Raw genomic sequence first — 20,645 nt, 5'->3', positions numbered from 1 at the left:
CGGCTATGGACCAGCTGCAAGGGATGTTCCAGAAATCCAGAAGGGGGAGTATGCGGCGGCCCAGAGCATTTCCGAAGGAGCTGTGACATTGGCCACGCTGAAGGATGTCGCGCGTGCGGTGGGCCTGTCGATCACACAGGCCAGCCGGGCATTGAACGATCATTCCGATGTCAGCGAGATGACGCGCAAACGGGTCAAGGCCGCAGCGTGTTCGCTGAATTATCAGGCGAGTATCTCGGCGCGCAAGCTGGTGACGGGCCGCTCGGGTAGCGTTACCAAGGCACCGCGGCGTGACAGCCGGGAGCTGCCGGCAGATTGCCTTGCCGGTCTGCTGGAGGGGCGGCCGCTTAAGGAATTGCAGCGCGTCGGCCCGCATGAACTGATCATCCGTAATTCGACCGGCCCTGCGCCGGAGTGACCTGACGAGGACCGACATGACCTTTCCCGACCGTGCCGCAATCGAGACCATGGATGCCCAGGACCCGCTGGGCCATCTGCGCGATGCCTTCCTTTTATCCCCGGACGAGGTCTATCTGGACGGCAACTCTTTGGGTGTCCCGACCCGTGCCGCTCAGGATGAACTGATGCGCGCTGCCCGTGACGAATGGGCGGGACAGCTGATCCGCAGCTGGAACAGCGCCGGTTGGTTCGACCTGCCCGTCGAACTGGGTGATCGTATTGGCGGGCTGATCGGCGCGGCTGCGGGACAGGTGGTGGTGGCCGATACCACCTCGATCAACGTCTATAAGGCGCTGCATGCCGCCATGAGATTGCGCCCGGGGCGCAAGGCAATCATTGCGGAAAGCAGCAGCTTCCCGACCGATCTGTACATCGCTGAGGGGGTTGTTTCGACCCTGCCCGGGGCGCGGCTGCGGCTTGAGGGCGTGGATGGCGCGACGATCGAGGAGATGCTTGATGGCGATGTCGCCGCGGTGCTTGTCAATCATGTGGACTATCGCACCGGAGCGTTGCGCGACATGGCGGCGCTGACGGCGCGCATCCATGCGGCGGGCGCCGTCGCTGTCTGGGACCTGTGCCATTCTGCCGGTGCGCTGCCGGTCGGGCTGGATGCGGCGGGTGCGGATTTCGCCGTGGGCTGCACCTATAAATACCTCAACGGTGGGCCGGGCTCGCCCGCCTTTATCTATGTCGCACAGCGGCATCAGGGGCAGGTGTCGCAACCCCTCAGTGGTTGGTGGGGACACGCCCGGCCTTTTGCCTTTGAGACGGGGTATGAGGGTGATACCGGCATCCGCCGTTTCCAATGCGGCACCCAGCCCATCCTGTCGATGCGGGCGCTAAAGGGCGCGTTGCAGATCTGGGAGGGGGTGGACCTGCACCAGCTTCGCGCCAAGAGCATTGCCCTGACCGATCTTTTTATCCGGCTGGTCGAAGGGCGATGCGCCGGGCTGGGACTGACGCTTGAGACCCCGCGCGAGGGCGCCCGGCGCGGCAGTCAGGTTGCATTGCATCACGATCACGCCTGGCCGGTGATGCAGGCACTGATCGCGCGCGGTGTAATCGGCGATTTCCGCGCACCCTCGACCCTTCGCTTTGGCTTTGCGCCGCTTTACCTGCGCTATGCTGATGTGCTGCGTGCGGTCGATGTGCTGGAGGATATCTTGCGCAGCGAAAGCTGGCGCGATCCGCGCTTTGCCGTAAAGGCGGCCGTGACCTGAGGAGTTATTCGTCCGACGGGGGACAGACCCGGACCTTGGTCCCCCATTCTGCGCAGCGTCGCGTCAGGTCCTCGGGTAATGGCTGGTCGATAAAGACCGCATCCAGTTCGGACAGGCTGGCAATGCGGGCGGGTGCGGGGCGGCCAAGCTTGGAATGGTCGGTGACCAGAAAGGCCTGACGCGACTGGCGCAGGATGGCGCGGCTGACCCGCACCTCGGCCAGATCGAAATCCAGCAGATCGCCGTCATGATCCAGCGCCGAGGTGCCGATGACTGCGTAATCGACCTTGAATTGTTCAAAGAACTGGGTGGTCAGTTCTCCGACCAGCCCACCGTCCGAGCGCCGCAACGCGCCACCCGCCACCATGATTTCGCAGCCCGGATTGGCCAGCAGGATATTGGCGACATTCATGTTGTTGGTGACAACGGTGATATTCGAATGATGGATCAGCGCGCGGGCCACCGCCTCGGTCGTGGTGCCAAGGTTCAGGATCAGGCTGCAATTGTCGGGGATTGCCGCTGCGCAAGCCTTGCCGATGGCGGTCTTGGCCTCGGCATTCATACGCCGCCGCGCCTCATAGCCCAGATTGACGGCCCCGGCGCGCGGCACCGCCCCGCCATGCACGCGGTCCAGCAAGCCTGCTCCCGCCATTTCGCCCAGATCACGGCGGATCGTCTGTAAGGTGACGTCGAAACGTTGTGCCAGATCCTCGACCAGAACCCGGCCTTCGGCGCGGGCAAGCTCAAGGATCTCACTTTGGCGAATGCTGAGGGCCAAGGGCGCTCTCCATCGGCTGAACCGTGGTCAATGTAAGCGATCCGGAAGGGTGCGCAAGTGTTCCTTGCATAGGGAAAGAGCCGGCGCTGATGTTCGCATTGCTGCTGCTTTGGCCTGAAACGAAAGCTTCTTGACCGTCCGGGGCCTGCGGTGCAGCCTGCGCCCGACCTTGAAAACAGCAGGCCGCCATGTCCCACACGTTTCGATTGACCAGCGCATTGCGCGTGCCACTCTGCCCGAAATGCGCGGGGGCGGCATGAACGGGTTTTCCTTTGTCCTGCCGGGGCGTGTGATCTTTGGTCGGGGCGAGGCGGAACAGGCTGCGCCCCTGATCCGCACATACGGTCCGCGCGGTGTGCTTGTACATGGTGCGAACCCGGCCCGCGCGGCATGGCTGCTTGACGCCCTGCACAGTCAGGGGGCTGAGGTCATGGCTCTGGCCTGCGGGTCTGAGCCAAGCTTGCCGATGCTGGAACAGGCACTTGGCCAGGCCAAAGAGTTTGGCGCTGACTGGGTTGCGGCACTGGGCGGAGGCGCGGCGCTGGATCTGGGCAAGGCGCTGGCGGGGCTGATCCCTGCTCCGGGCGGGGTCATGGATCATCTTGAGGTGGTGGGCCGTGGCCTGCCGCTGGCCGCGCCGCCCTTGCCCTATATCGCCTTGCCGACCACAGCCGGGACCGGGGCCGAGGCGACCCGCAATGCCGTGATCGGCCTGCCCGATCATGGCCGCAAGGTTTCGATCCGGGACGAGCGTATGCTGCCCCGGCTGGCCATCGTCGATCCGGCGCTGACCGATCATTGCCCGCGCGCGGTGACGCTGGCTTCGGGGCTTGATGCATTGGCGCAGGTGATCGAACCGTGGATCTCGTGCAAGGCGACGCCGTTTACCGACGCTTTGGTGCGGCCGGTCATCCGCCCCGGCCTGCAGGCGCTGAAACGGTTGACAGAGGCCGAGGACAGCGCCGCCCGTGACACCATGGCCTGGGTCAGTCTGTGTGGGGGCATGGCGCTGGCCAACGGAGGGCTGGGCGCGGTGCACGGCCTTGCAGGGGTGATCGGGGGCGTGACGCCCGCCGCGCATGGCGCGATCTGTGGGGCGTTGCTTGGCCCTGTGCTGGCCCTGAATCGCACCCATTCCCCTGATTCCGCCCGTATCCGAGAGGTCTGTTGCGAGATAGCCGGGGTGCTGGACTGCACCACCGCCGAGGCTCCGCAAGCGCTGACTGCCTGGGCGCGCGGTGCCGGGTTGCCTGGGCTGATCGCGCAAGGTCTTGACCCGGCGCGGCATCAGGTGGTGGCCGAAGCGTCGCTTTCCAGTTCTTCGATGAAGGGCAATCCCTTTGCCCCGACGGTTCCGCAGCTTTGCGATGTGCTGCGCGAGGCGAGCTGACCGCCGGATGCGTCGAAGGCTTGTCGCAAATCATCTGCTCGGCTGACGTAGCCTGTTTTGACCCAAGTCGCAAAACGACACTGTCCTGTCGCAATAGGGTCTGACCTTTGCGACGGCCAGTTGGAAAAAGGCGTCAACGGGGATAGAGGCGAACCGGGACGGTCAGGTCCGCCATGGGGCGGGTTTGCACATGCCGGCGCCTGCGCTATCCGCGAGCGGGGGCGGTCGGCTATTGCCGCCCGCGACACGGGTGCGGAATGCGAAGGAGGTTAGGCCGATGGGGGCAAGGATCATCGACGGCAAGGGGTTTGCGGCCGGGGTTCGCGGCCGTGTGGCAGAGGCTGTGGCAAGTCTTAAGTCCCGGCACGGGATTACGCCGGGCTTGGCGGTAGTTCTGGTGGGCGAAGACCCGGCCAGCCAGGTCTATGTCCGCAACAAGGGCATCCAGACCCGCGAGGCCGGAATGGTCAGCTATGAACACAAGCTGCCGGTCGAGACGCTGCAGGATGAGTTGCTGGCACTGATCGACAGGCTGAACGCCGATCCGAACGTTCACGGCATCCTGGTGCAGTTGCCGCTGCCCGACCATATGGACGCCGCGGCAGTGATCAACGCCATCGACCCCAAGAAGGACGTGGACGGGTTCCATGTCATCAATGTCGGCCTGCTTGGCACCGGGCAAAAGGCGATGGTGCCTTGCACCCCTCTGGGCTGTCTGATGCTCTTGCGAGATCTGCACGGCGATCTGACGGGGCTGAATGCTGTGGTGGTCGGGCGCTCGAACATCGTCGGCAAGCCGATGGCGCAGTTGCTGTTGAATGCAAGCTGCACCGTGACCGTCGCCCATAGCCGCACAAAGGATATCGAAGAGCTGTGCCGCTCGGCCGATATTCTGGTCGCGGCGGTGGGCCGGCCGCGCATGATCCACGGCGATTGGATCAAGCCTGGTGCCACGGTGATCGATGTCGGCATCAACCGGATCGAAGAGGATGGCCGGGCGCGGCTGGTTGGCGATGTCGACTTTGACAGTGCCGTACAGGTAGCGGGGGCTATTACTCCGGTGCCGGGTGGGGTTGGGCCGATGACCATCGCCTGTCTTTTGGCGAATACGCTGACAGCCTGCTGCCGGGTGCACGGCCTGCCTGAGCCGGAGGAGCTTACCGCCTGAGCGCGCTGCCCGGCCGGGGGCGCTGCCCCCGGACCCCCGGGATATTTGCACACAAAAGAAATCAGGGGCCTTGCGCCCTTTAGTGGAGAGCCAGATGAAGAAATATGTCCTGACCGTCGCTTGCCCCTCGACGCGCGGCATCGTTGCCACCGTGGCCGGCTTTCTGGCCGAGAATGGTTGCAACATCACCGATTCAAGCCAGTTCGACGATCCGCAGACCGGCAAGTTCTTCATGCGGGTGAGCTTTGTTTCGGAACAGGGCGTCGGGGTGGAGGAGCTGCGTGCGGGTCTGACAGAGCCGGCAAAGCCCTTCTCGATGGATTACGCGATCCATGACGAAGCCGATAAGATGAAGGTCGTGATTATGGTCAGCCGCTTTGGCCATTGTCTTAACGATCTGCTTTACCGTTGGCGGATCGGGGCGTTGCCGATTGATATCGTGGCGGTAATCTCGAACCACATGGACTATCAAAAGGTAGTGGTGAACCACGACATACCTTTCCACTACATTAAGGTGACCAAAGAGAACAAACCCCAGGCCGAGGCGCATCTGGTGCAGGTGGTTGAGGAATCCGGGGCCGAGCTGGTGGTGCTGGCGCGCTATATGCAGGTGCTCTCGGATGAGCTGTGCCGCAAGATGTCGGGGCGGATCATCAACATCCATCACTCGTTCCTGCCCAGCTTCAAGGGTGCGAATCCCTACAAGCAGGCCTTTGAACGCGGCGTGAAGCTGATCGGCGCCACCAGCCACTATGTCACTGCCGACCTTGATGAGGGGCCGATCATTGAGCAGGATATCATCCGTGTCACCCATGCCCAAAGCCCCGAGGATTATGTGAGTCTTGGCCGTGACGTGGAAAGCCAGGTTCTCGCCCGCGCCATCCATGCCCATATCCACCGCCGCGTGTTCCTGAACGGTAACAAGACGGTGGTCTTCCCAGCCTCGCCCGGCAGCTTTGCGTCTGAGCGCATGGGCTGAAACAGCAAAGGGCGGCCATCGAGCCGCCCTTTTCACACCTGTCATCTTCCGTGGAAAAATATCCCCGCCGGAGGCAAGAACTTCAAGACGAGAAGCCGATGCGGCGTGTCAGGGGCGGTTATGCCGCCGCAGCGCTTCTTCGACGGACGGGGCATAATGGGCGAGCGGGCGACGCAGACCATGCCGCAGCAGAACGCGGCGAATGTCTCGGCTCGCCCCTGTCAGCCACAGGTCGATGCCACGCCGTTGCGCCTTATGTGCCAAGCCTTCGATCATATTCGCGCCGGTCGAATCGAGAAAGGGTACGGCGCTGAAATCCACCACCAGTACCTGCAACCCATCCTGAATGCGGTCCAGAACCGATCCGATCGAGGCTGTGGCACCAAAGAACAGTGCTCCCGAGATGCGATAGACCATCACATCGCGCACCTGCGGCTGATCTGCGCGCGGCTGATCGCTGTCAGCAAGATCTGCCCCGACCAGCGCCTCGACCCCGACGGCCTGGCTCATCCGCTGGATGAACAGCACCGAACCCAATGCCAGACCGACCACGATGGCCTCGGTCAGGTCGCGGAAGATCGTCAACAGGAAGGTGACTGCCAGCACCGCTGTTTCGCCCCAGCCCGAGCGCAGAAGGATGGCGATGGCGGGTTTCTCGATCATGTTCCAGGCTACGACCGCCAGCACTCCGGCCAGAGCTGCCAGCGGGATGTAAGAGGCAAGCGGCGCTGCGACCAGCATGAAGCCCAAGAGGAACACCGAATGCAGCATCCCCGCGACAGGCCCGTGCGCGCCCGAGCGCACGTTGGTCGCGGTACGGGCGATGGTGCCAGTCACGCAGATGCCGCCGAATAGCGCAGAGCCCATATTCGCGACGCCTTGCGCGACAAGCTCGCAGTTAGAGCGATGCCGACGGCCGGTCATTCCATCTGCCACCACTGCCGAGAGCAGCGATTCGATGGCCCCGAGCAGCGTCAGTGACATGGCACCGGGCAACAGCGCCTTTACCTTGTCTGGCGAAAATTCGGGCAGGGCCGGAGCCGGCAGGGTCGAGGGGATGCCTCCGAACTGGCTGCCGATGGTCGCGACATTCGCGCCAGTGACGGCGATGAAAATCGCCGCCAATGCTACGGCGATCAGCATGCCGGGCCAGTGCGGACGCAGGCGTTTCAGCCCGACGATAACTGCGATGGTGCCAAGCGCCACCCCCATTGCTGCGGGTGTCACAGTGTCCCGGACTTGCCAGAGAGCAGGGATCTTTTCGATCAACGCGCCGGGTTCATTCTCAAGCGCCAGGCCAAAGATCTCTTTCAACTGGCTGGTAAAGATGATCACGGCAATACCGGCGGTAAAGCCGACCGTCACCGGGAAAGGGATGAACTTGATGAAGGTGCCAAGGCGCAGCAGCCCGATGGCAAGCAGCATCATTCCCGACATGAAGGTGGCAAGGATCAGCCCCGACATACCGTGTTGCGCGGCGATCCCGGCGATCAGCACGATAAAAGCCCCCGCAGGCCCGCCGACCTGATAGCGTGAGCCGCCGAGCAACGACACCAGAAAGCCGCCGACGATGGCAGTATAAAGCCCCTGTGCCGGAGTTCCGCCCGAGGCAATGGCGATCGCCATCGACAGGGGCAGGGCCACGATGGCGACAGTCAGTCCGGCCACAGCATCGGCGCGCAGCTGGGCCGCGCCATAGCCTTCGCGCAGAACGGTGATCAATTTCGGGGTAAACAGCTGCGCGAATCCCGGCGCTGCGTTGACCTTCTGGTTCATTTGGAGCCGCACCTTCATGAAAAAAGGCGGCGGGGTCGTCGGCGTTTGCCGGCGGTCTCCGTCGCGATTACGTCTGCGGACCGGATTTCAGCCGCACGCCACGCCCGCCCGAGGCGCTTGCCGCGCCCTCGCCGATCAGTTCGATCCCGGCGGTCTCCAGCGCCTCGACCACGCGGGTCAGGCTTTCAACCACGCCGCGCACATTGCCATCGCTGGCCTCCATGCGCTGGATGGTGGGGACCGACAGGCCCGAAAGTTCGGCCAGCCGCTTTTGGTCTATGCCAAGCAGGGCACGTGCTGCACGCATCTGGGCCGAGGTTATCATCAGCTGATTTCCAATCCTTGATTATGCATATGTAGCATAAGACAATTGATATTTCAAATATCAATACTGGCGGCTCAGCTATGAAAAAGGCCCCTGTGAAAGGGGCCTTTCCGTTCCGTCTGTCCGTTCCGTCTGGCGGATGGATCAGAAATCCATCTTCAGGCCCAGTGTGACCGTACGGCCGGGGGCGTAGAGCGGATCAATATCACGCGCCAGCGTACCACCGCGGACAACGTCGCGTTCGCCGTAGCTGGAGCGTTCGTAGTAGGTCCGGTCAAAGACGTTGTCGATGCCAAGGCGCAGCACGACATTTTCATAGCTCTCGGGCCGCCATTCACCGTAAAGGTTGACGACAGTGTAGGAGCTTTGATCGTAGAAGCCACCCTCGCCGTTGACATAGTCGCCCTTGAGCTTGTCAGCCCATTCCACAGAGCCACCGACCTTGAGATTGTATTGCGCGATCTCCTGGTCGACGAACAGCGTTGCGACCTTGCCGACCGGTACGGCGGCTCCGCCTGCGGGCAGTGCGTCGATACCGCCCTGCGACACATCGGCCTTGGTAAAGCTGCCGCCCACACGGCCCGATCCCCAGCTGTAGGTGCCTTGCAGGGTAAAGCCCTTGCTGCGGTATTCATCCACATTGCCAAGATAGTAGGGCTCTTCTTCAAAGATGAACTCGCCCATCTTTTTCAGGCGGGTGTCAAAGAAGGTCAGGTTACCGGTCCAGTTCCCCTGGTTGGCGTTAAGACCGACCTTGACGTTGCGCGCTGTCGAGGGTTCAAAGTTATCGGCGGTATAAAGATCCGCGGTCCGCGCGTGCAGCAGCGCGTATTCGCCGAACCGATAGCCCAGCCAGGTGTGCGAGGCGCCGGCAAAGACTTCGTAGCCTTCGGCGAATTCGTAGGACACGGTGCCGTTCACGCTGGCGCCGGTGTCGCTGTAGCGTTTACCGTTCCAGTCGGTGAAGCGATGGTGATCCAGCCGCAGGCCCGTGGACAGGTCGATGCCGTTGTCGAATTCGAACCGGCCCTGCACAAAGGCACCGACCTGCATCGTTTCCATGGTCCAGTAACGGCGGTTCGTGTCGCCGTAGTTATCGACATCATAGTCGTTATAGGCCCAGTCGATACCCGAGGTGACGTTGCCCGGGCCCACGGTGAAGGTGTTCTTGATTACGCCGCCGATGGTGCTGTTTTCCAGCTGCATGTCGCCGTTCACGCCGTCCGGCACATAGTTCGGCCGGTCATACTTGTTGCGGGTGACATAGATCATCGCCTCTGGATCCCAGAGATCGGTCGGCGCAGTCGAGCTGTATTTCAGGCTGAACGAGTCGCGGGTGACCTTGAGCGGATAGACCAGCTTGTCCGCGTTCAGGTCCATGTTCATCTTGATGGTGCGGTCGGCGTCGTCCTCGGTGTGATCGACGGTCACCTCAAGGCGGTGCCCTTCGGCCTCATAGCCCAGTTTGACAAGCGCGCCGGTGACGCCCGGTTCGGTTCCGACGATTTCATAGCCGTCGCCGTTTTCGTAGTCCTTGCCGTTGGTGCCATGAACCATCGCGAACCAGTCAAAGCCACCATAGATGCCATAGCCTGCCAGCGAAGCCGAAAGCCCCCGACCGTTCGAGCCATAGGACAGGCCGACGCGGCCGCCCTGGGTCTTGCCATCGGTCAGCAGGTCCCTGGCGCCGACGGTTTCATAGCGCACCGCACCGGCCGCCGCGCCAAAGCCTGCGTCTGCGGCAGCCGCGCCAGCCTCGACCTCGACCGATTTCAGGAAGGCCGGGTCAACCACGTTCGAGCCGGTATGATGCCAGCTCGTCGGCCCTTGCGGCACGCCGTCCACGGTAACGGCGAGGTTCGACTGTTCGAGGCCAAAGACGTGAATCCGTTTTGACGGGCCCGCGCCGCCCGAGACGGTGACCGCGGAATCGCGGGCAAAAAGCTCGGACACATCGGCCGGCTGCATTGCCTCGATGTCTTCGGACGAGACGACCACACCACCGGTTGCCTCAACGTTTTCCTGACCATCTGCGACCAGCGTGATCGGGCTAAGCACGACGGTATCGGTTTGCGGATTTTGGTTGTCCTGCGCGTAAAGCGCAGAGGCCAGGGCAAGCGAGGACACCCCCGCCAGCGGGATGATGCGGCGCAATTTCATGGTCAAAGCCTTGTTTTGACAGGTTCTCGCGCGGCTTATAGAGGCGCGGAACCAGATTCAAGTATTTTACTCAGGAATACGTGCAAAAATTTTACTGTTTTGGTATGGATTGTTGCACATCTGCGCCACTATCGGCGACGGGCCGCCGCGGCGGGGTATCTGGCGGCCTTGCTTGCGGACACCGGGGCTGGCGCTAACGGGGGCAAAGGGGTTACAGCAACTCAAACCCGCAGCCCGAGAAGCTCGACATGACCATTACCCTTCATCGCAATGACCTGCCCGACGATCTGGATCTTGGCCCGGTCGTCGCCATCGACACCGAGACGATGGGTCTTGACCCGCGCCGTGACCGGCTGTGCCTTGTCCAGCTGTCCTCGGGCGATGGAAATGCGCATCTGGTCCAGATCACCAAAGACCAGCGTGAGGCACCGAACCTCGTGCGGATGCTGGCCAATCCCGATGTGGTAAAGCTGTTCCACTTTGGCCGGTTCGACATCGCTGCGCTGGAAAACACCTTTGGCGTGGTGACCAAGCCGGTCTGGTGCACCAAGATCGCCTCGAAACTGGTGCGCACCTATACCGACCGTCACGGACTGAAATATCTGCTTTCGGAACTGGTCGGGGTCGATATCTCGAAGCAGCAGCAGACCAGCGACTGGGGCGCGTCCGATCTGTCCGAGGCGCAGCTGGAATATGCTGCATCGGACGTTCTGTACCTGCATGCGCTGAAAACCGAGCTGGAAAAGCGGCTGGCCCGCGAAGGTCGGCTGGAGCTTGCGCAATCCTGTTTTGATTTCCTTCCTGTCCGGGCCCATATGGATCTGTTGGGCTGGGGGGATGAAAACGACATCTTTCATCACTAGATAGCCGGCCATGAGCGCATATCTTGACACCGCCCACCGGGTGATCCGAACCGAGGCCGAGGGGCTGGCGCTGCTGGCCGAAGGTCTTGGCGACAGTTTCGACCGCGCGGTCGAGGCCATTCTGGCTGCCCGTGGCCGGGTGGTGGTTTCGGGCATGGGCAAATCCGGCCATGTCGGGCGCAAGATCGCGGCGACGCTGGCTTCGACCGGTACTCCGGCGCAATTCGTCCACCCTGCCGAGGCAAGCCACGGCGATCTGGGCATGGTGACCGAGGCGGATGTGGCGCTGGTCTTGTCAAACTCGGGTGAGACGCCCGAGCTTGCGGACCTGATCGCCCATACCCGGCGCTTTCAGATCCCGCTGATCGGCGTTGCCAGCCGGCCGCAATCGACCCTGCTGCGTCAGGCTGATGTCGCGCTGGTGCTGCCTGCGGCACCCGAGGCCTGCGGCACCGGCATCGTGCCCACCACCTCGACCACCATGACCATGGCGCTGGGGGATGCGCTGGCCGTGGCGCTGATGGAACATCGCAAGTTCACACCCGAGCATTTTCGCACCTTCCATCCTGGCGGCAAGCTGGGGGCGAAACTGTCGCGCGTCGCCGATCTGATGCACAAGGACATGCCGCTGGTTTCCGAAGGCGCGCCTATGGCTGATGCGCTGCTGACCATCAGCCAGAAAAGCTTTGGCGTGACTGGCGTGACCGACGAACTGGGCCGCCTGACCGGTATCATCACCGACGGCGACCTGCGGCGGCATATGCAGGGCCTGCTGGATCATACTGCGGCCGAGGTAATGACCCGCAATCCGCGCACCATTGCCCCCGAGGCGCTGGCCGAATCCGCGCTGGCCGAAATGCAGTCCCGCCGCATCACCTGCCTGTTCGTGGTGACGCCCGACGGTGCGCCCGCCGGATTGATCCATATCCATGATTTTCTGCGCACGGGGTTTTTGTAGGTGAGCACCCGGTCCTGCATCGTCGCATGGTTGAGGGTGCTGTTGCCGCTGTCGGCGCTGGCGCTTTTATCGGTGCTGTTTCTGCTGGGCCGCAACCCCGACCCCGATGCGAGCATCCCCTACGCCGATGTCGACCCGCGCGAGCTGGCCGAACGTCAGGCAGTGACCAGCCCGACCTATGCCGGGGTGACGGATGACGGGGCGCAGCTCAGTATCACGGCCGCCGAGGCGCGGCCCGATGGCGGGCAGGGCGAGGGACAGGCGCAGACGGTGCACATGACCTTGCGCGCCCGTGATGGCAGGGCGGCGGATGTCAGCGCCGGCTCGGCCGCGCTCGAGGGCGAACAGGTCCTGCTGGGCGATGGCGTGCGTATGACCACAGCCGATGGCTGGGTGGTGACCGCGCCCCAGTTCCTGGCCTCGACCATCGCAGGCACGGTCGTCTCGGACCGCGAGGTGAATGTCCTTGCCCCCTTCGGCGAACTGACGGCCGGGCAGATGGAATTGCGCCCTTCAGGACGGGGCAGCGGCGATCATGTGCTTGATTTAAGCGGCGGAGTCCGCTTGATATACCGGCCATGACCCGGTGCCGCCGCCACAGAGGGGCTGTCACAGGCGCCAGAAAGGAAATCCGATGATCCGGCCCGGACCGCTTTTGCCCGTGATCCTGTCGCTTGTGCTGGCAGCAGGATCGGTGCAGGCGCAGACTACAGGGTTCGGCAGGGCGCAGGACATCAAGGCGCCGGTCGAAGTTACTGCTGATTCGCTGAGCGTCGATCAAAAGACCGGGAAGGCCACATTTTCGGGTCATGTGCTGATCGGGCAGGGCGCGATGCGGCTGTCAGCCGACAGCGTGACCGTGACTTATGCCCAGGGAGACCAGCGCCGCATCAGCGCCCTGCATGCAGAAGGGAACGTCACCCTGGTCAGCGGACAGGACGCGGCCGAGGCCCGCGCCGCTGACTACAATGTCGAAAGCGGCACCGTCGTACTGACTGGCGACGTGCTGCTGACCCAGGGCAGCAATGTGCTGGCCGGTGAGCGGGTCATGGTAAATCTGGAAAGCGGCACGGCCAATGCTTCGGGCCGGGTCCGCAGCGTATTGCAGCCGGAGAATTGACGCTATGGCCGGGGAACTGGGGCTGCGCGTCCGCGGGCTGCGCAAATCCTATCGCAAGCGCCCGGTTATCCGGGACGTGGCACTGGATCTGGACCGGGGCGAGGTGGTGGCGCTGCTTGGGCCGAACGGCTCGGGCAAGACGACCTGCTTTTACTGTGTGGCAGGCCTTGTCGCCCCCGATTCGGGTCAGGTGCTGATCGACGGACAGGATGTGACTGTTCTGCCCATGTATCAGCGCGCCCGTATGGGGATCGGCTATCTGCCGCAGGAAATGTCGATTTTTCGCGGCCTGACGGTCGAGCAGAACATCATGGCTGTCCTTGAACTGGTCGAGCCGCATGTCCATCAGCGCCGCGAACGGCTTGAAGAGCTGTTGGGCGATTTCTCGATCGGCCATTTGCGCGGCGCCTCGGCCATGGCGCTGTCGGGGGGGGAGCGGCGGCGGGTCGAGATCGCGCGCTGCCTTGCAGCCGATCCGGCCTATCTGCTGCTGGATGAACCCTTTGCCGGTGTCGATCCGATTGCCGTGGGCGAGATTCGCTCACTGGTCCATGACCTGAAAAGCCGCGGCATCGGTGTTCTGATCACCGATCACAACGTGCGCGAGACGCTGGAGATCGTCGACCGTGCCTATATTCTGCATGACGGACATGTACTGAAATCCGGCTCTACCGCAGAAATCGTCGCCGATCCTCAGGTCCGTCGCGTCTATCTGGGCGAAACCTTCCGCATGAACTGAACGCAGGGACGTGCCGATCCTCTGCGCAGCCGTTGACACAAGGCCGCGGCTGTCACCAAATGAGGATATGACCGGGCACGAAAGCACGGTCGGAAAACCCCGGACGCCAGGCTCCTCGCAAGGGCCGCAACCACAGCCCGGGCAACCGAAAGGACGAAGACCATGCGCTACCAGATCAGCGGAAAACAGATCGACGTAGGTGAGGCGCTTTCGACTCATGTCAAGACCGAGCTTGGCGTGACCATCGAAAAGTATTCGCAACGCCCTACGGATGCGACGGTCATCTTTTCCCGTAACGCGCATGAATTCATATGCGACGCCGTGGTGCATCTCTCAACCGGGCTGACCGTTCAGGCCAAGGGCAGCGCCACGGATATCTATGCGGCTTTCGAACAATGCCGCGAGCGGATGGACAAGCAGCTGCGCCGCTACAAGCGCCGTCTTAAGGACCATTACAAGGATCGGACCCAGCCGGTTGAATTCGAACAGGCGGGGATGTATGTGCTTGCCGCCGATGAGGACGAATGGGAAACGCAGGAAAACGGCCTGCAGCCCATGATCATCGCCGAGATGGAGACCCGCGTGCCCACCCTGTCGGTTGGCGAGGCGGTGATGCAGATGGAACTGGCCGGCAGCCCGCTGCTGGTCTTTCGGAACGAGAAACATGGGGGCGTGAACGTGGTTCATCGTCGCGATGACGGTAACGTAGGCTGGATCGACCCCCGCAACTTGAGCTAGACTGGTACCAGACGGGCAGTCTTGTTGAACCAATCGTCCCGGTCGCGCAGCCCGCGGCCGGGACCTGACAATTTCGGGCGACATGCAGATCAGCGACATTCTCTCCCCTGCCGCAGTGCGGACGATGAGCCAGACCACCAGCAAGAAGCGGTTGTTTCAGGAAATCGCCGAACAGGCGCGGGCGGTCTATGGTGTGGACGCGGCGCAGACGCTGGACGCGCTGCAGGAACGCGAAAGCCTGGGGCCGACCGGCGTCGGGCATGGCGTGGCGTTGCCGCACGCGCGGCTGCACGGGCTGGATCGCGTGGTCGGGCTGTTCCTGCGGCTGGAAAAGCCGCTGGATTTCGACGCGGTGGATCGCCAGCCGGTGGATCTGATCTTTGCGTTGCTGGCGCCCAAGAACTCGGGCGTTGATCACCTCAAGGCGCTGGCGCTGGTCTCACGCACGTTGCGTGATCAGGACCTGCGCGCCAAGCTGCGTGCCAATGAGGACCCGGTGGCGCTGCATGCCATGCTGGCCGCTGCGCCGGGCATCAAGGCGGCCTGAGGTCAGCTGTCGCGGGCCAAGGGGTGAAATGCCCGCGCATTCGCGCTATACTCTGTTGCAGGAGGAAGACCGAACATGACCAGACATATCGCTGACCGAAGTCAGGAAAGCAGTTCCGGCCGCACGCAATATTTCACGCGGCAGGAACGCGAATCCGGCCTTCACCCGTCCATTATCACGCTGCGCACGCGGCCCCGTGCCCGTGACGAGGCGGCGAATCGCCGTGCTGCGGAATTCGCCCGGATCGAGCGGGGTCATCGGGTCTGATCCCGTAACCCGCAAGTGAAAACCGGCCGGGCGTCAGGGCCCGGCCGGTTTTTTGTCCTGCGATCTGCGATCAGGCGCGGACCAGCTGTTCATATTCTTCGGCGATCTTGCGGGTGGTGTCGCCGACCTGGAAATGCCAGTCGCCGATCTGCCCGACCGGGGTCACCTCGGCCGCGGTGCCGGTCAGGAAGCATTCCTGAAAATCCGCCAGCTCTTCAGGGCGGATGCGGCGTTCATGCACGGCGATGCCCTTGTCATTGAGCATCTGGACGACGGTCTGGCGCGTGATGCCGTTCAGGAAGCGGTCGGCCAGCGGCGTATGCACCTCGCCATCCTTGACGAAGAAGATGTTGGCGCCGGTGGCCTCGGCGACATAGCCCTCCCAGTCCATGAACAGCGCATCCGAGCAGCCTTTCGCCTCGGCGGCGTGTTTGGACATGGTGCAGATCATGTAAAGCCCGGCGGCCTTGGCGGCGGTGGGGATCGTCTCGGGGCTGGGGCGTTTCCACTTGGCGATGTCAAGTTTGGCGCCCTGCCATTTCGCATCGCCGTAATAGCTGCCCCATTCCCAGGCGGCGACAGCCATGCGCACCGGGTTGCGGCGGGCCGAAACCCCCATATCCTCGCCCGAGCCACGCCACATAACCGCACGGACATAGGCGTCCTTGAACCCGTTTGCGGCCAGAACCTCATCCTTGGCGCGGTCGATCTCTTCAGCGGTATAGGGCGAGGTCATGTCCAGCAGCCGGGCCGATTCGATCAGACGCAGCGAATGTTCATGCCCCCTGAAGATCTTGCCGTTGTAGCAACGTTCGCCTTCAAAGACCGAGCTTGCATAATGCAGGGCGTGGGTCAGGATGTGCACCTGGGCATCCCGCCAATCGACCAGCTTGCCATCCATCCAGATCTTGCCGTCACGATCATCATATGCGCCCGCCATTTTTCCCTCCGGCCGGTTATGTGTTCGGAATGTTGCGTTTCATTACCCTGTCTGGCAAAGAAAGTTGCGCAACTTGACGTCCGGGCTATCCATTCATGGTTGGAAAGTCAACAAGTCTGACGTAATACAAGGTAATGGTTTACGGAGAAGTCATGCAGGACAAGGTGGGCGCTGCGCCGGCGGGGGGCGAAAACCTGCTGTTTCTGACCGACGACCAGCTTCGTCGCGGCATCGAGGCGATGTTTTTCGCCTATCGGGCCTTTACCGCCGATCCCGACATGATTCTGACCGAGCTTGATTATGGCCGCGCCCATCACCGCGCGATCCATTTCATCAATCGCGAGCCAGGTCTGACGGTGACGGCGCTGCTGGATGTGCTGGGTGTGACCAAGCAGTCGCTGAACCGTGTGCTGCGTACCTTGATCGAGGACGGGCTGGTTGAAAGCCGTATTGGTCGCCGTGACCGGCGCGAGCGGCAGCTTTACCTGACCGAAAAGGGCGCGCTGCTTGAACGCCGGCTGTCCGAGGCGCAGCGTGCCCGTATGCGCGCCGCCTATCGTGCCGCCGGACCGCAGGCGGTGGCTGGCTTTCGCCAGGTGCTTGAGGCGATGATGGACCAGGAAACCCTGCGCCAGTATCACGCGCTAAGGGAAATGCCCGAGTGACATGACCAATCCCGACTCGCAGCCCGCGCCCCATATTCTGGTCGTCGATGATGACGAGCGTATCCGCAGCCTCTTGCGCCGCTTTTTGCTGCGCAACGATTTTCTGGTCACTACCGCGCGTGACGCCGCCCATGCACGGCGCCTGCTTGGTGGTCTGGATTTCGACCTGATCGTGCTTGACGTGATGATGCCGGGCGAGGACGGGTTTGCGCTGACCCGCGACCTGCGCAAGCGTATGAACACGCCGATCCTGTTGCTTACCGCCAAGGGCGAGACCGAGGACCGGATCGAAGGGCTTGAAAGCGGCGCGGACGACTATCTGCCCAAGCCCTTTGAGCCGCGCGAACTGCTGCTGCGCATTGCTGCCATCCTGCGCCGCATGCCTGCGGCCGAGACAAAGGGGCCAAAGTTCCTGTTCCTTGGTCCGCTGCGCTATGACGCCGACAAGGGCGAGCTGTGGCAGGGTGAGACCCCCTTGCGCCTGACCGGGACCGAGCAGGCGCTGTTGAAACGACTGGCCGATACGCCGCGCCAGCCGGTCAGCCGCACCGAATTGATCGAGGATCTGGGCCGCAGCCCGGCCGAGGATGCGGGTGAGAATTCCGAACGCGCCATCGACGTGCAGATCACTCGCCTGCGCCGCAAGATCGAGCCTGATCCCAAAGAGCCGCGCTATCTGCAGACCGTGCGTGGCACGGGGTATATGCTGGTACCCGACTAGGCGGCCGCCAGCACCGTAACGATATGAAAAAGGGGCCCGGGGGCCCCTTAATTCATGCCAGCGCGCCGTGGCAGTGTTTGAACTTTTTGCCCGAGCCGCAGGGGCAGGGATCGTTGCGCGACGGATTACCCCATGTGGTGGGGTCGGTCTCGTCAAAGCCCGCCACTCGGCCCGAGACTTCGCCGCCCTCGGCCTCTTCATGCTCAGGGTGCATCTGCTCTTGCACCGCTGCCTGCTGCTGCTGGTATTCGCGCAGCATCTGTTCGCGTTCGGCATCGGTCAGCGGACGGATACGGGCCAGCTGCTGCGTCACATCAATGCGCAGACCGTCAAGCATGGATTCAAACAGCTGGAACGCTTCGGTCTTGTATTCCGACAGCGGATCGCGCTGCGCATAGCCGCGGAAGCCCACGACCGAGCGCAGATGCTCTAGCGTGATCAGGTGCTCGCGCCATTTGCTGTCGATCTGTTGCAGCAGAACCTGCTTTTCGATCTGGCGCATGTTTTCCGGGCCGAACTGCTCGGCCTTTTGCGCCATATAGGAATCGGTGTGCTGCTGGATACGCTCGTGGATCGTGTCCTGATCGACACCATCCTCGGCCGCCCAATCGGCGATGGGCAGATCCATGTTCAGCTTGTCGATCACCGCGTCATGCAGACCCTTGACGTCCCATTGCTCGGCATAGGCGCGGGGCGGCAGATATTCATCAATCAGATCGTCAATCACCTGCGAGCGCATATCCGCTGCGATATCGCCGACCTCTTCGGTATGCATGATTTCCAGACGTTGGCTGAAGATCGCCTTGCGCTGGTCGTTCATCACATCGTCGAATTTCAGCAGCTGCTTGCGGATGTCAAAGTTGCGGCCCTCGACCTTGGCCTGTGCGCGTTCCAGAGATTTGTTGACCCAGGGGTGAACGATCGCCTCGCCCTCTTTCATGCCCAAGGTGGACAGAACCTTGTCCAGCCGTTCAGAGCCAAAGATGCGCATCAGGTCATCTTCCAGCGACAGGAAGAACAGCGAACGGCCGGGGTCGCCTTGACGGCCCGAACGGCCGCGCAGCTGGTTGTCGATGCGGCGGCTTTCGTGGCGTTCGGTTGCCAGAACGAACAGGCCGCCGGCCTCTAGTACCGCCTGCTTTTCGGCGGCATGTTCGGCCTCGATCCGGGCGCGGATCTCGTCGGGGTTGGCCTCGGGGTCTTCGGCCAGCGCCTCAAGCACTTTCATCTCGACGTTGCCGCCCAGCTGGATGTCGGTCCCGCGGCCGGCCATGTTGGTGGCGATGGTCACCGCGCCCAGCTTGCCGGCATCGGCGACGATCTTGGCCTCTTGCTCGTGCTGGCGGGCGTTCAGAACGTTGTGAGGGATGCCAGCCTTGTTCAGCATCTGCGACAGCATCTCGGATTTTTCGATGCTGGTCGTGCCGACAAGGATCGGCTGACCTTTGGCATGTGCCTCTTTGATCGTTTCGATCACGGCGGCATATTTCTCGGCCGCGGTGCGATAGACGCGGTCATGTTCGTCGATACGCTGCACGGGGCGGTTGGTCGGAACCTCGACCACGCCAAGCTTATAGATCTCGGCGAATTCCTCGGCCTCGGTGGCGGCAGTGCCGGTCATGCCCGACAGCTTGTCATAAAGCCGGAAGTAGTTCTGGAAGGTAACCGAGGCCAGCGTGACGTTTTCGGGCTGGATGGCGACGCCTTCCTTGGCCTCAATGGCCTGATGCAGCCCGTCCGAAAGGCGGCGGCCCTTCATCATCCGGCCGGTAAACTCGTCGATCAGTACGACCTCATCGTCGCGGACGATGTAATGCTGGTCGCGCTGGAACAGTTTATGCGCCCGCAGGGCCTGATTGACGTGGTGGACGATGGTGGTCGATTCGGGGTCGTAAAGCGTCTGCCCCTCGGGCAGCACGCCCGCCGCCTGCAACCGCTTTTCCAGATATTCGTTGCCTTCCTCGCTAAAGGTGGCGTTGCGGGACTTTTCGTCCAGCTTGTAATGCTCGGGCGTCAGTTCAGGGATGAACTTGTCGAGCGTTTTGTAAAGCTCGCTGCGGTCCTGGCTTGGCCCCGAGATGATCAGCGGCGTCCGAGCTTCGTCGATCAGGATCGAGTCAACCTCGTCCACGATGGCGTAGAAATGCCCGCGCTGGACCATCTGATCAATCGAGCCCTTCATATTGTCGCGCAGGTAGTCAAAGCCCAGCTCGTTGTTCGTGGCATAGGTCACGTCGGCCTGATAGGCGGCGCGCTTTTCCTCGTCGGGCTGGAAAGGGTAGACGACGCCGGTGGTCATGCCCAGCTGGGCAAAGACCTTGCCCATCCAATGTGCGTCCCGCTTGGCCAGATAGTCGTTGACGGTGACGACATGCACACCCTTGCCCGCCAGCGCGTTCAGATAGGCCGGGAAGGTCGCGACCAGCGTCTTGCCCTCGCCCGTCTTCATCTCGGCGATATTGCCCTGATGCAGAAAGATCCCGCCCATCAGCTGGGTGTCAAAGGCGCGCAGGCCAAGTGCCCGGCGCGCTGCCTCGCGGCAGTTGGCAAAGGCTTCGGGCAGAAGCTTGTCCAGATCCTCACCCGATTGCGCCCGGCCCTGCAATTCGCGGGTCTTGCCGATCAGTTCGGCATCGGAGAGCGCACGGAACTCCTCTTCCAGCGCGTTGATCTGGGCCACGAGGGGGCGGACTGATTTCACCTTGCGGTCGTTGGGTGTTCCAAAGACCAGTTTCGCCAAGTTTCCGATGCCGAGCATATGAACCTTCAAAATCGCGTATCTGGGGCTGCGCCGGACGTTCCGCCCACTTGCCGGCACCATTCGCCTTGCCC

Annotated in this window: 21 protein-coding genes; 15 read left to right on the top strand and 6 right to left on the bottom strand. The window is 62.6% G+C overall.

Annotated features, from left to right (window positions below; genetic code table 11):
* Positions 1-88: 88 nt before the first annotated feature.
* Together F8A10_RS09960 and kynU are read left to right on the top strand one after the other, a co-directional pair.
* Positions 89-418 carry a LacI family DNA-binding transcriptional regulator gene (locus F8A10_RS09960; protein WP_152367218.1) on the top strand — a complete coding sequence of 110 codons (330 nt, stop codon included), beginning with the start codon at positions 89-91 and terminating at the stop codon, positions 416-418.
* A gap of 16 nt (positions 419-434) precedes the next feature.
* Complete coding sequence (gene kynU, locus F8A10_RS09955; protein WP_152367217.1) at positions 435-1,679, top strand: kynureninase; 1,245 nt, start codon at positions 435-437, stop codon at positions 1,677-1,679.
* A 4-nt stretch (positions 1,680-1,683) separates the two neighbouring features.
* Here kynU and F8A10_RS09950 read toward each other — a convergent pair whose 3' ends face one another.
* A complete protein-coding gene (locus tag F8A10_RS09950) occupies positions 1,684-2,457 on the bottom strand; it encodes a DeoR/GlpR family DNA-binding transcription regulator (RefSeq protein ID WP_010393477.1) in 774 nt (257 codons plus the stop codon).
* Positions 2,458-2,713: 256 nt separating this feature from the next.
* Between F8A10_RS09950 and F8A10_RS09945 the strand changes: the two genes are divergently transcribed.
* The 3 genes from F8A10_RS09945 to purU all read left to right on the top strand — a co-directional run bounded on the left by F8A10_RS09945 (position 2,714) and on the right by purU (position 5,994).
* Complete coding sequence (locus F8A10_RS09945; protein WP_152367216.1) at positions 2,714-3,847, top strand: iron-containing alcohol dehydrogenase; 1,134 nt, start codon at positions 2,714-2,716, stop codon at positions 3,845-3,847.
* Between the two features lie 277 nt (positions 3,848-4,124).
* A complete protein-coding gene (folD, locus tag F8A10_RS09940; RefSeq protein WP_152367215.1) occupies positions 4,125-5,015 on the top strand; it encodes a bifunctional methylenetetrahydrofolate dehydrogenase/methenyltetrahydrofolate cyclohydrolase FolD in 891 nt (296 codons plus the stop codon).
* A 94-nt stretch (positions 5,016-5,109) separates the two neighbouring features.
* Positions 5,110-5,994, top strand: a complete 885-nt coding sequence (purU, locus tag F8A10_RS09935) for a formyltetrahydrofolate deformylase (protein ID WP_010393484.1) — start codon at positions 5,110-5,112, stop codon at positions 5,992-5,994.
* 108 nt (positions 5,995-6,102) lie between these two features.
* Here the strand turns inward: purU and F8A10_RS09930 are convergent, their stop codons facing one another.
* The 3 genes from F8A10_RS09930 to F8A10_RS09920 all read right to left on the bottom strand — a co-directional run bounded on the left by F8A10_RS09930 (position 6,103) and on the right by F8A10_RS09920 (position 10,255).
* Positions 6,103-7,770, bottom strand: a complete 1,668-nt coding sequence (locus tag F8A10_RS09930; RefSeq protein WP_085501796.1) for a SulP family inorganic anion transporter — start codon at positions 7,768-7,770, stop codon at positions 6,103-6,105.
* Positions 7,771-7,837: 67 nt separating this feature from the next.
* Entirely contained in the window at positions 7,838-8,095 is a 258-nt protein-coding gene (locus tag F8A10_RS09925; RefSeq protein WP_010393487.1) for a helix-turn-helix domain-containing protein, read from the bottom strand.
* A gap of 144 nt (positions 8,096-8,239) precedes the next feature.
* Positions 8,240-10,255 (bottom strand): TonB-dependent receptor domain-containing protein, encoded by a 2,016-nt coding sequence (locus F8A10_RS09920; RefSeq protein ID WP_152367214.1) that lies wholly within the window; start codon positions 10,253-10,255, stop codon positions 8,240-8,242.
* 248 nt (positions 10,256-10,503) lie between these two features.
* Between F8A10_RS09920 and F8A10_RS09915 the strand changes: the two genes are divergently transcribed.
* The 8 genes from F8A10_RS09915 (at position 10,504) to F8A10_RS09880 (ending at position 15,487) form a co-directional block, all read left to right on the top strand.
* Positions 10,504-11,118: a ribonuclease D gene (locus F8A10_RS09915; RefSeq protein ID WP_152367213.1), complete on the top strand. Its 615-nt coding sequence runs from the start codon at positions 10,504-10,506 to the stop codon at positions 11,116-11,118.
* A gap of 10 nt (positions 11,119-11,128) precedes the next feature.
* Entirely contained in the window at positions 11,129-12,076 is a 948-nt protein-coding gene (locus F8A10_RS09910; RefSeq protein WP_010393501.1) for a KpsF/GutQ family sugar-phosphate isomerase, read from the top strand.
* Positions 12,077-12,658 carry a hypothetical protein gene (locus F8A10_RS09905; RefSeq protein ID WP_227493377.1) on the top strand — a complete coding sequence of 194 codons (582 nt, stop codon included), beginning with the start codon at positions 12,077-12,079 and terminating at the stop codon, positions 12,656-12,658.
* Between the two features lie 52 nt (positions 12,659-12,710).
* Complete coding sequence (gene lptA / locus F8A10_RS09900; RefSeq protein WP_152367212.1) at positions 12,711-13,196, top strand: lipopolysaccharide transport periplasmic protein LptA; 486 nt, start codon at positions 12,711-12,713, stop codon at positions 13,194-13,196.
* Between the two features lie 4 nt (positions 13,197-13,200).
* A complete protein-coding gene (lptB, locus tag F8A10_RS09895) occupies positions 13,201-13,935 on the top strand; it encodes an LPS export ABC transporter ATP-binding protein (protein ID WP_010393506.1) in 735 nt (244 codons plus the stop codon).
* Between the two features lie 162 nt (positions 13,936-14,097).
* Positions 14,098-14,673 (top strand): ribosome hibernation-promoting factor, HPF/YfiA family, encoded by a 576-nt coding sequence (hpf, locus tag F8A10_RS09890; RefSeq protein WP_010393507.1) that lies wholly within the window; start codon positions 14,098-14,100, stop codon positions 14,671-14,673.
* 82 nt (positions 14,674-14,755) lie between these two features.
* A complete protein-coding gene (locus F8A10_RS09885) occupies positions 14,756-15,220 on the top strand; it encodes a PTS sugar transporter subunit IIA (RefSeq protein ID WP_010393508.1) in 465 nt (154 codons plus the stop codon).
* Between the two features lie 75 nt (positions 15,221-15,295).
* Entirely contained in the window at positions 15,296-15,487 is a 192-nt protein-coding gene (locus F8A10_RS09880; RefSeq protein ID WP_010393509.1) for a hypothetical protein, read from the top strand.
* Between the two features lie 70 nt (positions 15,488-15,557).
* Here the strand turns inward: F8A10_RS09880 and F8A10_RS09875 are convergent, their stop codons facing one another.
* On the bottom strand, positions 15,558-16,427 hold the full coding sequence (locus F8A10_RS09875; RefSeq protein WP_010393514.1) for a branched-chain amino acid aminotransferase: 870 nt from the start codon (positions 16,425-16,427) through the stop codon (positions 15,558-15,560).
* Positions 16,428-16,579: 152 nt separating this feature from the next.
* Here F8A10_RS09875 and F8A10_RS09870 point away from each other — a divergent pair, with 152 nt between their 5' ends.
* Positions 16,580-17,092, top strand: a complete 513-nt coding sequence (locus tag F8A10_RS09870; protein ID WP_010393516.1) for a MarR family winged helix-turn-helix transcriptional regulator — start codon at positions 16,580-16,582, stop codon at positions 17,090-17,092.
* A gap of 1 nt (position 17,093) precedes the next feature.
* Entirely contained in the window at positions 17,094-17,813 is a 720-nt protein-coding gene (locus tag F8A10_RS09865) for a response regulator (protein ID WP_152367211.1), read from the top strand.
* 52 nt (positions 17,814-17,865) lie between these two features.
* Here the strand turns inward: F8A10_RS09865 and secA are convergent, their stop codons facing one another.
* Complete coding sequence (secA, locus tag F8A10_RS09860; protein ID WP_010393520.1) at positions 17,866-20,571, bottom strand: preprotein translocase subunit SecA; 2,706 nt, start codon at positions 20,569-20,571, stop codon at positions 17,866-17,868.
* Positions 20,572-20,645 lie beyond the last annotated feature (74 nt).

Origin of the sequence: Paracoccus kondratievae (assembly GCF_009301415.1) — a bacterium.
Lineage (GTDB): Bacteria > Pseudomonadota > Alphaproteobacteria > Rhodobacterales > Rhodobacteraceae > Paracoccus > Paracoccus kondratievae.
Note: the sequence above shows the minus strand (reverse complement) of the source record. Positions and strands in the feature narration are given on the sequence as shown.